Source organism: Nocardiopsis protaetiae (genome assembly GCF_045446735.1).
Classification (GTDB): Bacteria; Actinomycetota; Actinomycetes; order Streptosporangiales; family Streptosporangiaceae; genus Nocardiopsis; species Nocardiopsis protaetiae.
The window spans coordinates 63,948-81,392 of sequence record NZ_JBJJBV010000001.1; the positions used below are offsets into that span (position 1 = coordinate 63,948).

Annotated in this window: 15 protein-coding genes; 9 read left to right on the forward strand and 6 right to left on the reverse strand. The window is 73.1% G+C overall.

Annotated elements, in window-relative coordinates; all coding sequences use genetic code 11:
* Nucleotides 1-24 precede the first annotated feature (24 nt).
* The 4 genes from ACJOT3_RS00285 to ACJOT3_RS00300 all read left to right on the forward strand — a co-directional run bounded on the left by ACJOT3_RS00285 (nt 25) and on the right by ACJOT3_RS00300 (nt 3,801).
* Complete coding sequence (locus tag ACJOT3_RS00285; RefSeq protein WP_406967500.1) at nt 25-1,632, forward strand: molybdopterin-dependent oxidoreductase; 1,608 nt, start codon at nt 25-27, stop codon at nt 1,630-1,632.
* Between the two features lie 72 nt (nt 1,633-1,704).
* On the forward strand, nt 1,705-2,343 hold the full coding sequence (locus tag ACJOT3_RS00290; protein WP_406967450.1) for a fasciclin domain-containing protein: 639 nt from the start codon (nt 1,705-1,707) through the stop codon (nt 2,341-2,343).
* Between the two features lie 103 nt (nt 2,344-2,446).
* On the forward strand, nt 2,447-3,064 hold the full coding sequence (gene sigK, locus ACJOT3_RS00295; RefSeq protein ID WP_406967452.1) for an ECF RNA polymerase sigma factor SigK: 618 nt from the start codon (nt 2,447-2,449) through the stop codon (nt 3,062-3,064).
* Nucleotides 3,061-3,801, forward strand: a complete 741-nt coding sequence (locus ACJOT3_RS00300) for an anti-sigma factor (protein WP_406967454.1) — start codon at nt 3,061-3,063, stop codon at nt 3,799-3,801. The genes sigK and ACJOT3_RS00300 overlap by 4 nt, the downstream gene beginning before the upstream one ends.
* 37 nt (nt 3,802-3,838) lie before the next feature.
* Here ACJOT3_RS00300 and ACJOT3_RS00305 read toward each other — a convergent pair whose 3' ends face one another.
* The gene (locus ACJOT3_RS00305; RefSeq protein ID WP_406967502.1) at nt 3,839-5,050 is read right to left on the reverse strand and encodes an MFS transporter; all 1,212 of its coding nucleotides are present in this window, start codon (nt 5,048-5,050) and stop codon (nt 3,839-3,841) included.
* 835 nt (nt 5,051-5,885) lie between these two features.
* Nucleotides 5,886-7,271 carry an MFS transporter gene (locus ACJOT3_RS00310; protein WP_406967456.1) on the reverse strand — a complete coding sequence of 462 codons (1,386 nt, stop codon included), beginning with the start codon at nt 7,269-7,271 and terminating at the stop codon, nt 5,886-5,888.
* A 193-nt stretch (nt 7,272-7,464) separates the two neighbouring features.
* Here ACJOT3_RS00310 and ACJOT3_RS00315 point away from each other — a divergent pair, with 193 nt between their 5' ends.
* The 4 genes from ACJOT3_RS00315 (at nt 7,465) to ACJOT3_RS00330 (ending at nt 12,411) form a co-directional block, all read left to right on the forward strand.
* Nucleotides 7,465-7,950 carry an Lrp/AsnC family transcriptional regulator gene (locus ACJOT3_RS00315; RefSeq protein WP_406967458.1) on the forward strand — a complete coding sequence of 162 codons (486 nt, stop codon included), beginning with the start codon at nt 7,465-7,467 and terminating at the stop codon, nt 7,948-7,950.
* Nucleotides 7,951-8,403: 453 nt separating this feature from the next.
* The gene (locus ACJOT3_RS00320; protein WP_406967460.1) at nt 8,404-9,243 is read left to right on the forward strand and encodes an EamA family transporter; all 840 of its coding nucleotides are present in this window, start codon (nt 8,404-8,406) and stop codon (nt 9,241-9,243) included.
* A gap of 592 nt (nt 9,244-9,835) precedes the next feature.
* Nucleotides 9,836-10,618 carry an amidohydrolase family protein gene (locus tag ACJOT3_RS00325; protein WP_406967504.1) on the forward strand — a complete coding sequence of 261 codons (783 nt, stop codon included), beginning with the start codon at nt 9,836-9,838 and terminating at the stop codon, nt 10,616-10,618.
* Between the two features lie 221 nt (nt 10,619-10,839).
* A complete protein-coding gene (locus tag ACJOT3_RS00330; RefSeq protein WP_406967462.1) occupies nt 10,840-12,411 on the forward strand; it encodes a long-chain-fatty-acid--CoA ligase in 1,572 nt (523 codons plus the stop codon).
* An 87-nt stretch (nt 12,412-12,498) separates the two neighbouring features.
* On the opposite strand, the gene ACJOT3_RS00335 is transcribed toward ACJOT3_RS00330, so the two are convergent.
* The 3 genes from ACJOT3_RS00335 to ACJOT3_RS00345 form a co-directional block, all read right to left on the reverse strand.
* A complete protein-coding gene (locus ACJOT3_RS00335) occupies nt 12,499-13,293 on the reverse strand; it encodes a VOC family protein (protein ID WP_406967464.1) in 795 nt (264 codons plus the stop codon).
* Nucleotides 13,294-13,410: 117 nt separating this feature from the next.
* A complete protein-coding gene (locus ACJOT3_RS00340) occupies nt 13,411-14,760 on the reverse strand; it encodes an MFS transporter (protein WP_406967466.1) in 1,350 nt (449 codons plus the stop codon).
* Entirely contained in the window at nt 14,757-16,208 is a 1,452-nt protein-coding gene (locus tag ACJOT3_RS00345) for an FAD-binding oxidoreductase (RefSeq protein WP_406967468.1), read from the reverse strand. Before ACJOT3_RS00345 ends, ACJOT3_RS00340 begins: the two co-directional genes overlap by 4 nt.
* Nucleotides 16,209-16,300: 92 nt before the next feature.
* Between ACJOT3_RS00345 and ACJOT3_RS00350 the strand changes: the two genes are divergently transcribed.
* Nucleotides 16,301-17,191, forward strand: coding sequence for a LysR family transcriptional regulator (locus tag ACJOT3_RS00350; protein WP_406967470.1), 891 nt, complete (start codon nt 16,301-16,303; stop codon nt 17,189-17,191).
* Here ACJOT3_RS00350 and ACJOT3_RS00355 read toward each other — a convergent pair.
* Nucleotides 17,181-17,432: a Smr/MutS family protein gene (locus ACJOT3_RS00355; protein WP_406967472.1), complete on the reverse strand. Its 252-nt coding sequence runs from the start codon at nt 17,430-17,432 to the stop codon at nt 17,181-17,183. The genes ACJOT3_RS00350 and ACJOT3_RS00355 overlap by 11 nt on opposite strands.
* Nucleotides 17,433-17,445 lie beyond the last annotated feature (13 nt).

The window sequence follows — 17,445 nt, forward strand, 5'->3', positions numbered from 1 at the left end:
CATCCGCTCCCCGTCCGGCTCCGAATACCCCACGTGACCACGAGAACGCAGGACACCGGGGACCGGAGCCGAACGAGAGGGCGGCTCCTCCTCGGGTCGTGCGCGGGAGTGCTGACCGTGGTGGCCTGCGGGGCCGCCGGAGAACTGGTCGCCGCACTCCTGGGAACACCTTCCCCCGTGGTCGCCGTCGGCGACGCCGTCGTCGACAACACACCCCAGCCGCTGGCCAAGCTGGCGATCGCGCTGTTCGGGACCGCCGACAAGATCGTGCTGGTCTCGGGCATCGTCATCACCCTCCTGGGAGTAGGAGGCGTCCTCGGGGTGGTCGCGCTGCGGCGGCCGTCCCTGGGGTACGCGGGCCTGGTGGTGTTCGGCGCGGCGGGCGTCGCGGCGGTGTTCATCGGCCGCGGCGGGGACACGAGGGCCGTGATCCCCGTCCTCGCCGCCGTGGCCGTCGGCGTCCTGTGCCTGGCGGTGCTGCTGCGCGCCGCCCGCCGTGTCCGGCCCGCCGGGGAGGACCCCGGCGGCGAGATCGCGCCCGCGGGGGCGGGCGTGATCGAGCACCGGCCGGGGCGGCGCGCGTTCGTGCTGACCTCCCTGGGGGTCGCCGCCGGGGCGGGGGCCGCCGGCGCCCTGTCCCGCCTGGTCCCGGGGTGGCTCGGCGGCGCGGGCGGCCGGGAGTCCGTGGTCCTGCCCGCGGCGGCGCGGCCGCTGCCCGCCCTGCCCGCGGCGACCGAGCTGGGGGTTCCGGGGCTGACCCCGTTCGTCACGCCCAACCGCGACTTCTACCGGATCGACACCGCGCTCACCGTTCCCCGCCCGAACGCGGACCGGTGGCGGCTGCGGGTCCACGGGCTGGTCGACCGCCCCTTCGAGATCACCATGGACGAGCTCCTGGACCTGCCGCTGGTCGAGGCCGACATCACGCTGACCTGCGTGTCCAACCAGGTCGGCGGAGACCTGGCGGGCAACGCCCGCTGGCTCGGGTACCCCCTGGCCGACCTGCTGCGCCGGGCCGGGGTCCGCGCCGACGCCGACCAGATCCTCGCCACCTCCCACGACGGCTGGACCTGCGGCACCCCCACCGAGGTCGTCATGGACGGCCGCGACGCACTGCTCGCCGTCGGCATGAACGGCGAACCGCTCCCCCACGAGCACGGCTTCCCCGTCCGCACCGTGGTCCCGGGCCTGTACGGGTTCGTGAGCGCCACCAAGTGGGTCACCGACCTCAAGCTCACCCGGTTCTCCGACGAACTCGCCTACTGGGCCCAGCGCGACTGGGCCGTCAAGGCCCCGATCCACACCATGTCGCGCATCGACGTGCCCGCACCGCTGGCCCGGGTCGGGGCCGGCGAGGTCGTCCTGGCCGGGGTGGCCTGGGCCCAGCACACCGGCATCGACGCGGTCGAGATCCGCGTCGACGACGGCCCCTGGGCCGATGCCGAACTCGCGAAGGTCCCCGGCATCGACACCTGGGTCCAGTGGGTCGCCGAGGTCTCCGTCGAACCCGGCCGCCACGACGTGGAGGTGCGCGCCACCGACGCCACCGGCTACGTGCAGACCTCCGAACGCGCCGAACCCATCCCGAGCGGCGCCACCGGGTGGCACCGCATCGCGTTCACCGCGACCTGAGGCCCGACACGCCACACGACTTCACCACCGATCCCATGGTTTTCAAGAAAAGAAGAGTCCAAGGAGATAAAGATGATCCGCACGAGCATGATCGCGACCGCCGCCGCCCTGGCCCTGGGGCTGACCGCCTGCGGGGACATGTCGGGGGACGACGCCACCACCGAGGGCGCGGCGACCGAGGAGGGCACCGACCAGGGCATGGACAACGGCAACGGCGAGGGGATGACCGAGACCGCGGGCGAGAACTTCGGCCCGGGCTGTGCGGCGGTCCCCGAGGACGGGGCCGGCAGCTTCGAGGGCATGGCCCAGGAGCCGGTGGCCACCGCCGCCTCCAACAACCCGGTGCTGTCCACGCTGGTCACCGCGGTCACCGAGGCCGACCTGGGGGACACGCTGAACTCGGCGGAGGACATCACCGTGTTCGCGCCCTCCAACAACGCCTTCGAGAAGATCCCGCAGGAGGACCTGGAGGCGCTGCTCGCCGACCAGGAGCAGCTCACCGAGGTGCTCACCTACCACGTGGTGGAGGGCCGCCACGCGCCCGCCGACCTGGAGGACGGGACCTTCACCTCGCTCCAGGGCGGGGACGTGACCACCGAGGGCGCCGGTGAGGACTTCACCGTCAACGACGACTCCAAGGTCGTCTGCGGCAACGTCCAGACCGCCAACGCCACCGTGTACATCGTCGACACCGTGCTGATGCCGGAGTAGTCGGCACAAGTCCCGGGCGGTCCGCGAGCGAAGAGCCGGGCCGTCCGGGCGACCCGGGGCCGCGCCGATCGGCGCGGCCCGCCAACGCGGCAGGGAGGACCGGATGGACCACGACGCGGCGCGCCCGCACGGCCCCCGGGCTGTGGGCCCGGAACCGGGCGCGGTACCCGAGCCCGAACACAGCCTCGCCGACCTGCTGGGCCGGGTGGCGCGCGGCGACGAGGACGCGTTCGGGGAGGTGTACGACCGAGTGGTCCCCTCGGTGTACGGGCTGGTGCGCCGGGTGCTGCGCGACCCGGCCCAGTCCGAGGAGGTCACCCAGGAGGTCATGGTGGAGGTGTGGCGCACCGCCTGCCGCTACGACGGGCGGCGCGGGACCCCGCGGGCCTGGCTGATGACCCTCGCCCACCGCCGCGCGGTGGACCGGGTGCGGTCGGAGCAGGTCGGCGCCGACCGGGAGGCGCGGGCGGCGGCCGCCGAGGCGGACCGCCCCTTCGACGAGGTCGCCGAGGAGGTCACCGACCGGCTGGAGCGGGAGCGGGTACGGCGCTGTCTGGACACCCTCACCGAGCTCCAGAAGCAGTCGGTGCGACTGGCCTACTACGGCGGTTACACCTACCGTGAAGTGGCGAGACTTCTGTCCACTCCGCTGGGCACGATCAAGACGCGGATGCGCGACGGCCTGATCCGGTTGCGCGACTGCCTGGGGGTGGAGTGGTGAGCCGGAGACTGCGGCAGGACCCGCACACACTGTCGGGCGCCTACGCCCTGAACGCGCTGACACCGGAGGAGTCGGTCCGGTTCGAGGACCACCTGGCCCGGTGCGACTCCTGTGTGCAGGAGGTGCGCGGGTTCACCGAGACCACCGCGCTGCTGGGCGAGGCCGCGCGGACGACACCCCCGCCGGAACTGCGCGCCCGGGTGCTGGCCGAGGTGGCGCGCACCCGCCAGCTGGCCCCGCCGCCCGCCCGGCTGGCCGAGCCGGGCCGCCGCTGGTGGACGCGCGGATCGACCTGGGCGATCGCCGCCTGCCTGGCGGTGGCGGTGGCGCTGGGCGCGGTGGCCTGGGATCAGGCGCAGCGTGTCCGGGTCCTCCAGGAGAACGAGCGGCAGGTGGCCGCGGTGCTGTCGGACCCGGACGCGGAGTACACCGCCGCCGAGCCCATGGAGGGCGTGTTCGTGGCGGCGGTGTACTCCGAGGCGCACGGCAGCCTGGTGTTCAGCGGCCACGGCCTGGAACCGTTGGAGGACGGGGACTACCAGCTGTGGTTCACGCGGGCCGACGGCTCCGTGTACTCGGCCGGGGTGCTGCCGGTCGACGACCGGGGCGTGGTCGCCCCGATCCCGGCCGCGGCGCAGGGCGCCGACACCGAGGGGGTGGCGGTGACCGTCGAACCGCTCGGCGGTTCCGAGCAGCCCACCTCCGAGCCGATCATGGCGATGCCCATCCGGGGCTGACGGCCAGCGGCTCGACGGCTCGGCGGCCCGGGGGCGTTCACTCGACGGTGACGTCCTCGGGCCGGGGCAGGTCGCGCATCACCGGGGAGAGGCTGAACAGGGCGGCCAGCCCCGACACCGCGGCCATGGCCAGGAAAACCCAGGTGGACCCGGCGGCGTCGAACAGCAGGCCCACGCCCAGGATGCCGATCGGCTGGGACACCAGGCACATGAACGTGACCGCTCCCAGCACCCGGCCCTGGTACTCGTCGGTGACCGACGCCGCGATGTAGCCGTAGAACACCGCGTTCACGCACGGGACGATCGCGAACACACACCCGACCAGCAGGCCCAGCGACAGCAGGTTGGGCGCGATCACCAGCGCGAGCGCGCACACCGGCGCCGACCAGGCGGCGGCCAGGAACGTCGCCGAGGGCCGCACCAGCTTGATGACCGGCCCGGCCAGCAGCGCGCCGACCAGCCCGCCGGTCCCGGCGAGGGACACGGTGAGGCCGATCTGGAGGTGGCCCGCCCCCTGGCTCTCGGCGGTGGCGATGAGCGCCAGGAACGCCCCGGTCTGGGTGAAGGCGATGTTGAAGCCGACGATCCACATCAGCATCGGCCGCAGGATGGGGTGCCGGGCCAGGAACACGAACCCGCCGACCATGCCGCGCAGCGTCCACGGCTCGCGGGTGCGGTACCCGGGCGCCTGCATGGGGCGCCGGATGAACAGCACCAGCGTCGCCGACACCAGGTAGGCCAGTGCCTCGGCCAGGAACGGGAAGGCCCGGCCGAGGTTGAACAGGAACCCGGCGACGGGTGCGCCCAGGGCGCTGGTGCTGAAGAAGCGGATCTGGTTCTGGGCGGAGGCGTCCGCCACCTGCGGCGCGGGGACCAGCTGCTTGATGGCGGCCATGGCCACCGGGTTGGAGACGCCCATGAGCGCCGAGGAGCACACCGCGACGGCGATGATGACCGGGAAGGTGACGTTGCCGCTGAGCAGCACGGTCCCGAACGCGCCGAGCAGGACGAGCCGCCCCAGGTCGCAGCAGAGCAGGACGACGCGCCGGTTGGAGCGGTCGGCGAGCGAGCCGCCGACGACGGCGGCGATCATGGTCGTGACCACCTGGGCGGCGCCGATGGCCCCGGCTTGGGCCGCGGACCCGGCGAGCAGGAGGCACAGCAGCGGGTAGGCGACCTCGCCGCTCTCCTTGCCGAGCCCGGCGAAGAACCGGCTGGTCCACAGGGCCTGGAAGTCCCGGTTGCGGATGAGCGGGGGCGGGTCGGCGGCGAGAGGGCGCGGGTCGGTGAGCGGGCGTGAGTCGGTGAGCGGGACCTGCGCGGCGCCGGTGGCCGAGGTCGGGACCTGGCTCGGGATCTGAGCCGAGACCTGGGTCGGGACCAGGGCCGAGGTCGGTGCCGGTGCCGGTATGTCCGGTCCGGCCGGTGGCGGCGGTGGGGCGTCCGCGCCGGGGAACGGAAGGCGGTCCGCCGTGCCGGGCACGGGAGATCGGCGAATGGTGAAAGACGGGTGGTAACGGAGTTGGTCCGCCGCCATGGTGATCGACTCCCCTGAGGGTCCCTCCGGTACCGGGGATGACGCGATGCCGGCCTGTTCTGCTCCATGGGCGTGTGCGGGGCCGCCTGCGGGCCGACCGGCACACGCCGTCTCCGGGGTCAGGGGAGCCTCCCGGGGGGCTGTCCGGGGGGTGAGGTTGTCATGCCGCCATTATGCGCGCATTCCTCACCTTAAACGTCTTTGTCGGGATGGATCGTGTACATCGGGGATTCATGTCGGAAACCTTCTCTTCGCAGGTCGGAAAAGGTGATGACGACATTGGGCGCGACTCCCGATACGCCTCTAACGTGGGGCTTCTCTCCTCTGGCCACGTCCGGCCACGAATCCACCGGAAATCAGTACCAACTCCCCTTGACCCGAGGGTGGGAACTCCGTTCACCTGCGCCGTAAAGAATCCCGTGAGAATGCAGATGCACGTGAATCCTGTGCGCCACATGGGAGAAAAGGGAAAAGAGAACCGCGTGGGGTTCCTGGGTGAGAACCCCACGCGGTGATCGGAGCGGGCCGAAGGCCCTCCCGGGAGCGGTCAGTCCCGCTGCGCGCGGGAGCGGCGGCCGTCGGGCCGGTGCTCGTCGGGGCGGCGGTCGTTGGACCGGCGGCCGTCCGCACGGTCGGCGGTGGAGTTCCGCCCCCGGCGCGCGGGCCGCTGCCCGGCCGCGGCGGCCTCGATCGTCCACGGGGTGCGCTCAAGGTAGGCGACCACCACCGCACCGACCAGAGAGCCGCCCGCGACGAGCAGGTACGACAGGGTCCACCCGCCGGTCAGCTCCGCGAACAGGCCGAACAGCAGCGGACCGCCCAGGGCGACGCCGCTGCCCACCCCCTGGACGAACCCCGACAGCGAGGCCGAGCCGCGGGCCGTGGTGGCGCGGGTGTTGATCATGGTCATGACGACCACGAACAGGCTCGTGCCCAGGCCCAGGAAGCACGTCCACAGCGGGGCCAGCCAGGCCGGGCCCGCGGCCAGGCCCAGGTATCCGGCGGCGTACCCGGCCACGCCCAGCGCGACGATCGGGAACGTGTCGGCGGCCCGGGCGGTGACCGTCGGCGCGACCAGGCCGAACAGCAGGCTCACCCCGACCATGAGGGACACCATCGTCCCGGCGTAGGCGGAGGTGTGCCCGGCGTCGGTGAGCAGCGCCGGAAGCCAGGTGAACAGGGTGAAGACGTTCCAGGTGACCAGGCCGAACAGCAGCGCCATCCGCCAGGCCATGCCCACCCGGTACAGCGGCCGGGCGAGTTCGGGACCCTGGTCGGCCTGGGCGGTGCGGCCGGTGCGGCGCGAACCCGGGGACATCCACTGGGCCGCCCACAGCAGGCCCGCGGCCAGGGCGACGACCGCCCAGGAGCCCAGCGCGACCCGCCAGCCGAAGGCCTCCGCCAGGGGCACCGCCACCAGGGGCGGGAACAGGGCGCCGATGTGGATGGCGACCATCTGGACCGTGCTCAGCGCGGCCAGCCGGTCGGGGAAGTACTGCTTGATCAGCGGGGGCAGCACCACGTTGCCCAGCGCGGCGCCGGTGAGCGCCACGGCGGTGAGCAGCAGCAGGGTGCCGGTGTCGGGGGCGAAGGCGCGCAGCGCCTGCCCGGCGGCGGTGAGGAGCATGCTGAGCACGACCGTGGCCTCGGGGCCGATCCGGCGCATGATCAACGGCGTGACCAGGCCGAACACGGCGAAGGCGATCAGCGGCAGAGTTCCGAAGACACCGACGACGGTGGCGGTGAACCCGAACTCCGCGGAGATCGTGGTCAGCAGGGGTGACAGAGAGGTGACCACCAGGCGCAGGTTGAGCGCCGCGCAGGCGATGGCCACGAGGGCGAGGAGGCGGCCCCGGCGTTGTGTGGTGGGCGCCGGGGCTGCGGGCCGTGCCGACGGTCGGTCGGCGACGGCCGTCATCGACGAAGGTGACATAACGGCGACGGACGTCCCTTTTGTTCAGCGGTGGTGCGGCGTTGCACCAGAGCCAGGTCGCCCGGCGAGCGTCATTGCCTGCCTTCGAAGGGTCTCTTCTCAAGCGAGCCAAATACGACCTTGTCGCGTAAATGGTAAGCATAGCTCGGCTGTATACACAACTTTCCGTACTTAATACGGGTATGATGCGTGTATGGCTGATCTCGACGAACTTGATACGGCGATCCTGGCCGAACTCCAGGCGGACGCACGGAAGACCAACCGCGATGTGGCCGCGGCGGTGGGCGCATCGCCCACGACGACCCTGGATCGGACCCGCGCACTGCGCGAAAGGGGTGTGATTCGCGGCTCACTGCTGGACGTGGACCTGGAGCTCATCGGCCGGCCGGTACAGGCGCTCATCACCGTGAGCGTGGAAAAGCCCTCGCGGCACAACATCGAGGCGTTCCGCGACTGGGTGCTCTCGCTGCCGGACACGCTGTCGGTGTTCGTGACCTCCGGCAGCGAGGACTTCCTCATCCACGTGGCGCTGCCGGACAACAACAGCCTCTACGCGTTCGTCATCGACAAGCTGACCGAACGCCCCGAGGTGGCCGACGTGCGCGCGTCGATCGTGTTCGAGCACCTGCGCAACGACCGCATCGCCCCCACCAACGCCCGCTCCCGCCGCCGCCCCTGAGCCGCGCGCCCCCTGTGGCCGCCCGGGGGCGGGGCCGGGCGGCCGCACAGCGCGGGCCCGGGAACCGAGGGGCCGGTGTGACCATTGGGGCGAATGAGGCGACTGGTCAACTTTGACTTCCGGGCGCTTCCGTTCCGCGCCATCGGCGGACGGCCGCCGCACAGTGCGGGACTCCAGGGACCTGAGCAGCCAGCGTGACTCCTGGGGCGATTGGGGCACCTAGTCAAACTTGACCACGCCACCGAGCGAGACCTGCGGCCGCCCGGGGGGCGAGGTTCAGGCGACCACGGGACCGATGTGACCCCTGAGGCTTCTGGGGCACCTAATCAAACTTGACCATGCCGCCGACTGAGACCTGCGGGCGCCCCGGGCCGGTGCTCAAGCGGCTGCGAACATGAAAGAGGCTCGGGAGTAGGGTGGGCGGCCTTGTCCACCTCCGAGACGAAACCTCCCATGACTCCTGTGATCGTGGCCGCGGTGCTCTTCGCCGCGCTGCTGCACGCCGCCTGGAACGCCATCGCGCACGGCATCACCGACCGGCTCCTGGGCTTCGCGCTCATCGGCCTGGGCGGCATGGCCCCCGCGCTGCCGCTGCTGTTCGTCGTGGGCCCGCCGCCCCGGGAGGCCTGGCCGTTCCTGACCGCCTCCGTGCTCACCCACCTGGTGTACTTCGGGCTGCTGATGGCCTCCTACCGCAGCGGCGAGTTCGGGCAGGTGTACCCGCTGGCCCGGGGCACCGCCCCGTGGGTGGTGGCGCTGGTCGGGGTGACGCTGCTGGGTGAGGCCATGTCCGTGCCCCACCTGCTGGGGGTGCTGGTCGTCTCGGCCGGGCTGATGATCCTCGTGTTCGCGGGCGGGCGCCCCACCCGGGCGCAGCTGACGGCGCTGCCCGCCGCGTTCGCCACCGGCCTGGCCATCGCGGCGTACACGGTGGTGGACGCCTACGGGGTGCGGTTCACCCAGGATCCGCTGGGCTACATCACGTGGATCATGGTGTTGCAGGGGCCGGTGTTCTTTCTGGTGGCGGTGCTCACCCGGCGGGGACGGCTGCTCTCCCAGCTCAAGCCGGTGTGGAAGGTCGGCCTGGCGGGCGGCGCGATCAGTGCGACCGCCTACGGGATCGTGCTGTGGGCGCAGCTGGGCGGCGCGCTGGCGGGGATCGCCGCGCTGCGCGAGACCAGCATCGTGTTCGCGGCGCTGCTGGGCAGCCTGCTGTTCAAGGAGCGGTTCGGAGCGGTGCGCGTCGCCGCATCCGCGATCGTCGTCGCCGGGGTCCTGCTGCTGGCCCTCTGACCGCCGGTCCGAACAACGGCCCGACCGCCGGTCCGACCAGCGGCCTGGCCGCCGAGTCGGCCAGCGGTCTGGCTGGCGATCTGCCCAGCGGCCTGGCCGCCGCCGATCCGGCCAGCGACCTGGTCGGCGATCCGCCCAGCAATCCGGTTAGCGGTCGGACCAACGATCCGGCCAGCGGTCTGGCTGGCGATCGGACCAGCAATCCGGTTGGCGATCCGGCCAGCGGCCCGGTTGGCGATCGGACCAACGCTCCGGCCGGCGGTCGGACCGGCGGTTTGAACGGCGGCCCGGCCGACCGCAGGACCGGCGATCCGGCCAGCGGCTCGAATGGGATTCGGTTATCCGATCCTCGTGCCGTTCCACATCCGCTCTCGCCCGAACCGGATTCGCCATCCGCCTCAGGCCGATCCGCGGATACCCTCTCCGGTTGGCGACTTAAAACGGATTCGGTTATCCGGTCCCTGGACTGGCCCGTGACCGGTCCCCCTCGTATCGTGTCCGTGTGACCGACGTCTCAACCGAGTCCATCGCCGTCCGCCGCCTCTGGCAGGGCCTGGGCCTGCCCGGGCTCGTGGACGTGCACACCCATTTCATGCCGGACAACGTGCTGCGCAAGGTGTGGGCGTACTTCGACGCCCTGGGCGGCTACTGGCCCATCACCTACCGGGACGACGAGGCGACCCGGGTCGCCCGGCTCCGGGAGTTCGGGGTGCGGCGCTACACCTCGCTGTTCTACGCCCACCGCCCCGGCATGGCCGCCTGGCTCAACGACTGGGCCGCCGGGTTCGCCGCCGACCACCCCGACTGCCTGCACGGCGGCACCCTCTACCCCGAGCCCGAGGCACGCGACTACGTTCCGGCCGCCATCGCCGCGGGCGCCCGGGTGTTCAAGGCCCACGTTCAGGTCGGCGGCTACGACCCGCGCGACCCGCTGCTCGACGAGGCCTGGGGCGCGCTCGCCGACGCCGGGGTGCCGGTCGTGGTGCACTGCGGGTCCGGGCCGCTGCCCGGCGAGCACACCGGGCCGGGGCCGTTCGGGGAGGTGCTGCGCCGCCACCCCGGGCTGACCGCGGTCATCGCCCACGCCGGATCTCCCGAGTACACGGCCTTCCTCGACCTAGCCGAGCGCTATCCGGGCGTGCACCTGGACACGACCATGGTGTTCACCCGGTTCACCGAGCGGCACGCCCCCTTTCCCGCCGACGGGTACCCCCGGCTCAAGGACCTGGCCGACCGCGTCCTGCTCGGCACGGACTACCCGAACATCCCCTACCCCTACCTGGAACAGCTCGACGCCCTGGTCGATCTCGACCTGGGCGACGACTGGCTGCGCGGCGTCCTGCACGACAACGCCGCCCGGTTGTTCGACCTCTGACCGCGCCCACCGCGCCCACCACATCCGCCACGCCCACCACGCACACCGCATCCGCCACGCACGCCGGGCCCACCACGTCCGCCACCACGACGCGGGGACACGGCGCGGAGAACCGACACCGGGACACAACGCGGAGACACGGCGCAGAGAGCCGACACCGAGGCACGAAACCGAGACCAGGCTCCGAGACACGACACCGAGAGACGCAGAGAAAGGCCGCAATGGAACTCGCGCTCACCCCTTTGGAGTTCGCCCGCCGGACCCGCAGGCTGCACCCCGACCGGCTCGCGGTGGTCGACCGCGACCTGCGGCTGACCTACGAGGAGTTCTTCGACCGCTGCGACCGGTGGTCGTCGGTGCTCCAGGGGATGGGGGTGGCGCCGGGCGACCGGGTCGCCTACATCGCGCCCAACACCCACGCCCAGCTGGAGTCGTTCTACGCGGTGCCGCAGCTGGGGGCGGTGCTGGTGCCGGTGAACTTCCGGCTGACCGCCGAGGACTTCGTCTACATCGTGAACCACTCCGGCGCCAAGGTGCTGTGCGTGCACGCCGACCAGCTGGACGCGGTCGACGGGGTGCGCGACCGGATGCCGGGGGTGGAGCGGTTCGTCGCCCTGGAGGGGGCGCGGGAGGGGTGGGAGGACTACGAGGAGCTGCTCGCGGGGGCGGCGTCGGCGTTCGACCGGCACGAGATCGACGAGCTCGACCTGCTGACCATCAACTACACCTCGGGGACCACCGCCCGCCCCAAAGGTGTGATGATCACCCACCGCAACGCCTACATGAACTCGGTGGGCACCCTGCTCTACGGGCGGATCGGCATCGGCGAGTCCTACCTGTGGACGCTGCCGATGTTCCACGCCAACGGCTGGACGTTCACCTGGACGGTGACGGCCGCCGCCGGGGTGCACGTGTGCCTGCCGGCGATGGACCCGGCGACGGTGTTCGAGCTGGTCCGCACCGAGGACGTGCGGTGGCTGTGCGCCGCGCCGACCGTGCTCATCATGCTGGCCAACGCCCCCGACGACGTGCGCGGCGAGGTCCCGGCCGGGGTCCACGTGTTCACGGCGGGCGCCTCCCCGGCGGCGGCCACCATCGAGCGCCTGGAGGACGGGTTCGGCTGGACCGTCACCCACGTGTACGGCCTGACCGAGACGGCGCCGTTCATCACGGTCTGCGAGCCCCGCGCCGAGCACGCGGGGCTGCCGCTGGGCGAGCGGGCCGCGGTCAAGGCCCGCCAGGGCGTCGAGCTCATCACCTCCGGCGAGCTGCGCGTGGTCGGCGAGGACGGCGCGGAGGTGCCCTGGGACGGCAAGACCGTCGGGGAGATCACCGTGCGCGGCAACGTGGTGATGAAGGGGTACTACAACGACCCCGAGGCCACCGAACGCGCCATGGGCGACGGCTGGTTCCACAGCGGCGACGCCGCCGTGGTGCACCCGGACGGGTACGTGGAGATCCAGGACCGGCTCAAGGACGTCATCATCTCCGGCGGGGAGAACATCTCCTCCGTCGAGGTCGAGGGTGTGCTGCTGCGCCATCCGGCGGTCCTGGAGGTGGCGGTGTTCGGCGTCGCCCACGAGAAGTGGGGCGAGTCGCCGCGCGCCGCGGTGGTGCTGCGCGAGGGGGCGCGGGCCACCGAACAGGAGATCATCGGCTTCGCCCGGGACAACCTGGCGCACTTCAAGGCGCCGACCGGTGTGGAGTTCGTGGAGGCGCTGCCCAAGACGGCCACCGGCAAGATCCAGAAGTTCGTCCTGCGCGGCGGGGCCTCGGCGGTCTCACGCCAGTGATCCTCGTCGGTCTCCCGCCGGTGAGGGGGGAGCGGGGAACCAGGCCCCCCGCCCCCGCTCTTCGGAGGCGGAGGACACCCCGGGGATTCACTCCTGCGAAGGCTCCAGCAGGATGAATCCGGCACCGAAGGGGTCGGCGCAGACCGCGATGCGGCCCACGTCGGGGGTGTCCTCGGGGCCCATGTAGACCTGTCCGCCTCCGATGCGGACGGCCTCCAGGGCCTCGTCTGCGTCGGCCACCTGGAACACCGGGTTCCACTCGGCCGAGCCCTCGGTGTCGTCGACCCGCTCGGGGGGCAGGGCCATGATGCCGCCCTGGTCACGGTCGCGACCGGCCCGGGCGGGGGTGATGACGCGGTACCGGCCGTTCTCGGCCGGGCGGGGGGAGTCGGTGTAGTTCCAGCGGAACAGCTCCCGGTAGAAGTCCACCGAGCCGTCCCCGTCGGGGGTCCACAGCTCCACCCTGCACAGGCTCCCGGGGACGTCGGCGCGCTGCACACCGGGGAATCCGATGGGCTTCCAGACGGCGAACCGCGCGCCCTGGGGGTCGAAGAACTGGGCGGTGCGGCCCAGGCCCAGGACGTCGAACGGCTCGACCAGCACGCTGCCGCCCAGGCGTTCGACGGCGGGCACCGTGGAGTCCACGTCGGGGTCGTGGAAGAAGACCGTCCACCCGGGGCGCTCGCCCTCCCCCGCGAGGGGGGTGAGCCCGGCGACGGTGGCCCCGTCGAGTTGCAGCCCCAGGTATCCGGCGGCCTCGGGGACCTCCTGAACCGCCTTCCAGCCGAAGACCCGCTGGTAGAAGGAGGCCGAGGCCTCGGTGTCGGGTGAGGACACATCGACCCAGCAGGGCGATCCGGGCAGGAAGTCGGTCGTGATCATCTGGTCCCCTCTCGTGGACACGTCATTCCCGAGTGTGGACCGTCCTCCCGAGGTCCCGGGGATGGAGGCGGCAAAGACTCTCACAACTCACCGCAATCAACCGAACACGATTTCGAATCATCGGAGGCGGAAGGCGACCACTCCTCCCAGCAGCGGCAGCACTCCCGCGACGGCGAGCGCGGCCGAGGGTCCGGCGATCCCCGCCACGGCGCCCGCGATCGCCGCACCCGCGCCTCCTCCGACGAAGAAGGCCAGGTTGAGCAGGCCCAGGCCGCCGCCGCGTTCGGCCGGAGCGAGCCTGCGCGCCATCATCCCAGTGACGACGACCTGGGCGATCGAGAACGCCGCGAAGCCCAGCGACGCCCCGGCCACGGGCAGGACCGGCGTCTCCCCGAGCGGCCCCTCCCCGAGCGGTCCCTCCCCGACCGCGCCCGCCGCGATCAGCACCGTCCCGAACGCGGCGGCCGTCAGGCCCAGCACGGGCCGCGCCCCCCGGCCGCCGACAAGCCCGCCCGCCAGCCGGGAGAGCACACCTCCGACGGCCGCGCCGGGCAGCAGCCACAGGCCGACGGCGAGGACATCCCAGCCGTGCTCGACCACGAGGACCTGCGGCACCGCGTACACGGCGGCGAACAGCCCGGCGTAGACGCACCCCCCGACGGCCGCCGCCGCGAGGTAGGCGCGGTCGGCGGCCAGGCGGCGCGGCACGAACCCCTCCGGAACGCGGCGGACGCGCAGCGCGAGCGCGCCCCCGGCGAGGACGGCCGCGGCGGCCACGGCGGCGGTGGCCGGCATCGGCAGGCCGAGCGACGGGGACTGCGGGAGCACCAGCGCGGCGGCTGCGGCGACCGCGAGGAGGGCCGCCCCGGGCAGGTCGGCGGGCCGTCCCGTCCCCCGGCGGTCCACGAGCCGCAGGCACAGCGGGACGGCCGCCAGGGACAGCGTGGGCAGGATGACGGTGACCCGCCAGGAGAGCAGTTCGGTGACGGCGCCGCCGGCCAGGGTGGCGCAGGCCGAACAGGCCGCCAGCGCGCCCCCGAACACGGCGAGCACGGCGGCCCGCCGGTCGGGCCGGACCGCCGCGGTGAGCCCGAGCGCCACAGCGGCCACGGCCCCCGAACCTGAGGCGAGGAGGAGACGCCCCGCGATGAGGGCGCCCAGGCCGCCCGCGACCAGGCACAGCACCGACCCCGCGGCCAGCAGGGCCGCGCCCGCCACGAGCACGGACCGGCCGCCCAGGCCGTCGGAGAGGCGGCCGAAGAGCGCCGTTCCGATGCCGAGGGCGAGCGCGTGCGCGGTCAGCACCCAAACGGCGAGGGAGGGGGAGACCCCCAGGTCGGCGGCGACCTCGGGGAGGGCGACGCCCGCGGCCGTCACCCCGAAGACGGCCGGTCCGAAGAGCGCCCCGATCCGGAGTCCGGTGGCGCGGGCGCCCGGTGCGGGGCGGGTGGTCGTATCGGTGGTCACAGGTGGCTCCCGGTCAGGTGGGCGGCGGGGAGGAGGTGGTCCGGGTCGTAGGTGTCCTTGACCGCGGCCAGCCGGGTGAGGACGTCGGGGGTGTAGGCCTCGCAGGCCAGGAAGGCCGCCCGCGGGCCGCCGAGGAAGTTGGCGAAGCGCCGCCCGGTGCCCCACGGCGCCATCCGGTCGAGCAGGGCGGCGGCCTCGTACGGTCCGGGCGCCCCGGAACCGGGCACCCCGGAACCGGGAGCTCCGGAACCGGGAGCTCCGGGGCCGTGCACCCAGCCGATCGCTCCCGGTCCGGGCACGGCCGCCAGCGTGGCCAGGCTGTAGGAGGCGCCCCGGTGCGCGATCGCGTCGAACGGTCCCGCCGGGTCGGGCCGCCGCCCCAGGGCCCCGCCCAGGTGGCGGAGTTCGACCATCACCAGGCCGGTCCCGGCCTGTTCGAGCAGGACGGCGAGGGCGCCGGTGTCCAGGGGGCCGAGCATGAGCGAACGCTCGTCGTAGGGCATGGGCTCGGTCGGGTCGTCGTGAACGGCCGCGATCGAGGTCACGGGCATCCGGGCGACGGTGTCCAACAGCCGGGGGCCCAGTGCGCGCAGCGGTGCGACCAGGGCCTCCCCCGCCTCGGGGCGGCCGACGTGGGCGATGCGGACGTGGACCACCGGGCGGCCGCGCAGGGGCTCCGGCACCCCCGGCGCGTCCGGGAGGTTCAGCAGGGCGATCGAGGTGTTCATGGCCTCCGGGATCGTCCCGGTCCACTCCCACCAGGCCGTCAGGACCCGTTCCGCCGACGCGCCGGGGAAGTAGAGGCCGCCGCCGTAGAGTCCGGCGAGCGGGACGAGGCCGATCTCCACGGCGGTGACCGCCCCGTACCCGGTGCCGCCGCCGCGCAGCGCCCAGTAGAGGTCGGTGTGCCGGTCGGGCGCGGCGGTGACCGGGCCGTGCGCGGGGGTGGCGATGTCGACGCTCCGGAGCCGGTCGGCGGCCCACCCGAAGGTGCGGCCCAGCACCGGCAGGCCGCCGCCGAGCGTGTAGGAGACCGCTCCGACCAGCGGCGAGGAGCCGTTCAACGGGGCGAGGCCGTGCCGGGCGGCGGCCTCGATCACCCGGTGCCAGCGCGTCCCGGCCCCGATCCGGGCGGTACGGGTCCGCGGGTCGACGCGCACGCCGTCCATCCGCCGCGTGGACACGAGCAGGCCGTCGGCCACGGGGAGTCCCGCCCCGTGGCCGGTGGCGTGGACCGCCAGCCGGAGGCCGCGCTCGGCGGCGAAGCCGACGGCCGCGCGCACGTCCTCGGGGCCGGTCGCGCCGAGGACCAGCGGGGGCCTGCGTTCGGCGGCGAGGTTGAACCCCGCGGTCTCCTCGTCGTATCCGTCCCGTCCCGGTGTCAGCACCGGGCCGCGCACTCGGCGCGCCAGCTCCGGCGCGAGGGCCGGGTTCGATGTGGTCTCCATGCCCCCGATCCCATCGCCGCGGGGGCCCGCGAACCAGACACGATCCGCACGTACAGTTATCAGGGATCGTGATAAATGAGCGGGGGACCACCGTGGAGCTGCGGCAGCTGGCCTACTTCGCGGCCGTGGCGGACGAGGGCGGTTTCGCGCGTGCCGCCGAACGCCTGCACGTCGGCCAGCCCGCGGTGAGCCAGCAGGTCCGCCGCCTGGAGCGGGAGCTGGGGGTGGTCCTGTTCGACCGCTCCACACGCCACGTGCGGCTGAGCGACGCCGGGGCCCGCCTGCTGCCCGAGGCCCGCAACGTGCTGGCGGCGGTCGAACGCACCCGGCGCGTGGCCGCGGGGCTGGCCTCCCGCGAGTCCGACGTGCTCCGGCTGGGGACCGGCCCCGGCCCTGGGGAGCGCTTCGTCGCGCTGCTGGAGGTGCTGGCCGGGCGGGCGCCGCTGCTGCGGGTGAACCTGACCCGGACCTCCCTGGCCGAACGGCTCTCAGGGGTGCGGGCCGGGACACTGGACGCCGCGGTCGTCCGCGACGTGGTGGGGGAACCCGGCCTGGAACTGCTCCCGGCCTGGTCGGACCCGCTGATCGCGGCCCTGCCCGCCGGTCACCCGCTGGCCGACCGCGAGACACTGAACCTGACCGACCTCGGAGACCTCCCGGTGCGCCTGGCCCCGCGCCGCGCCAACCCGCCGTTCCACACCCTGGTGACCGACGCCTTCCGCGCCGCGGGGATCGACCCTCCGGCGGGCCCGCCCTTCACCCGGTTGCAGGAGACGCTCGTCGACCTGGCCCACTCCGACCCGTCCTGGACGCTCTTCTATCCGGTGGGCCCGGTGCCGCCGATGCCCGGGATCGCCTTCCGGGAGCTGTCGGCGCCCCGTTCCACGACCTCGCTCGCGGTCCGCCCCGGCCCCCCGGAGCCGCCGCTGCGGCACCTCCTCGCCGCCTGCGCCGCCCTGGCCGGGGAGCCCTTCACCGCTTGAAGTGGACGAAGAGGCGGCCGAAGTTCTTGGAATCCTTCTCGACGCGGTGGTAGCGGGCCTTGACGTCCTTGCGGTCGAGGAAGCGGAGCACCCGCTTCTTGAGCTGGCCCGACCCCTTGCCGGGGATGATCTCCACGGTCTTGGCGCCCGTGCGCTCGGCCTCGTCCATGATGTCCGCGAGGGCGCGGTCGATGTCGCGGCCCTTGTTGAAGATGTCATGCAAATCGAGCTTGAGCCGCATGGCCGCCTCCGTC

Excerpts from the sequence above, each read along its gene's own strand:
- ACJOT3_RS00330 (WP_406967462.1), top strand. The coding sequence starts at position 10,840 with ATGGAACTCGCGCTCACCCCTTTGGAGTTCGCCCGCCGGACCCGCAGG.
- ACJOT3_RS00325 (WP_406967504.1), top strand. The coding sequence starts at position 9,836 with ATGCCGGACAACGTGCTGCGCAAGGTGTGGGCGTACTTCGACGCCCTG.
- ACJOT3_RS00310 (WP_406967456.1), bottom strand. The coding sequence starts at position 7,271 with ATGTCACCTTCGTCGATGACGGCCGTCGCCGACCGACCGTCGGCACGG.
- ACJOT3_RS00355 (WP_406967472.1), bottom strand. The coding sequence starts at position 17,432 with ATGCGGCTCAAGCTCGATTTGCATGACATCTTCAACAAGGGCCGCGAC.
- ACJOT3_RS00290 (WP_406967450.1), top strand. The coding sequence starts at position 1,705 with ATGATCCGCACGAGCATGATCGCGACCGCCGCCGCCCTGGCCCTGGGG.
- ACJOT3_RS00320 (WP_406967460.1), top strand. The coding sequence starts at position 8,404 with ATGACTCCTGTGATCGTGGCCGCGGTGCTCTTCGCCGCGCTGCTGCAC.
- ACJOT3_RS00335 (WP_406967464.1), bottom strand. The coding sequence starts at position 13,293 with ATGATCACGACCGACTTCCTGCCCGGATCGCCCTGCTGGGTCGATGTG.
- ACJOT3_RS00315 (WP_406967458.1), top strand. The coding sequence starts at position 7,465 with ATGGCTGATCTCGACGAACTTGATACGGCGATCCTGGCCGAACTCCAG.
- sigK (WP_406967452.1), top strand. The coding sequence starts at position 2,447 with ATGGACCACGACGCGGCGCGCCCGCACGGCCCCCGGGCTGTGGGCCCG.
- ACJOT3_RS00345 (WP_406967468.1), bottom strand. The coding sequence starts at position 16,208 with ATGGAGACCACATCGAACCCGGCCCTCGCGCCGGAGCTGGCGCGCCGA.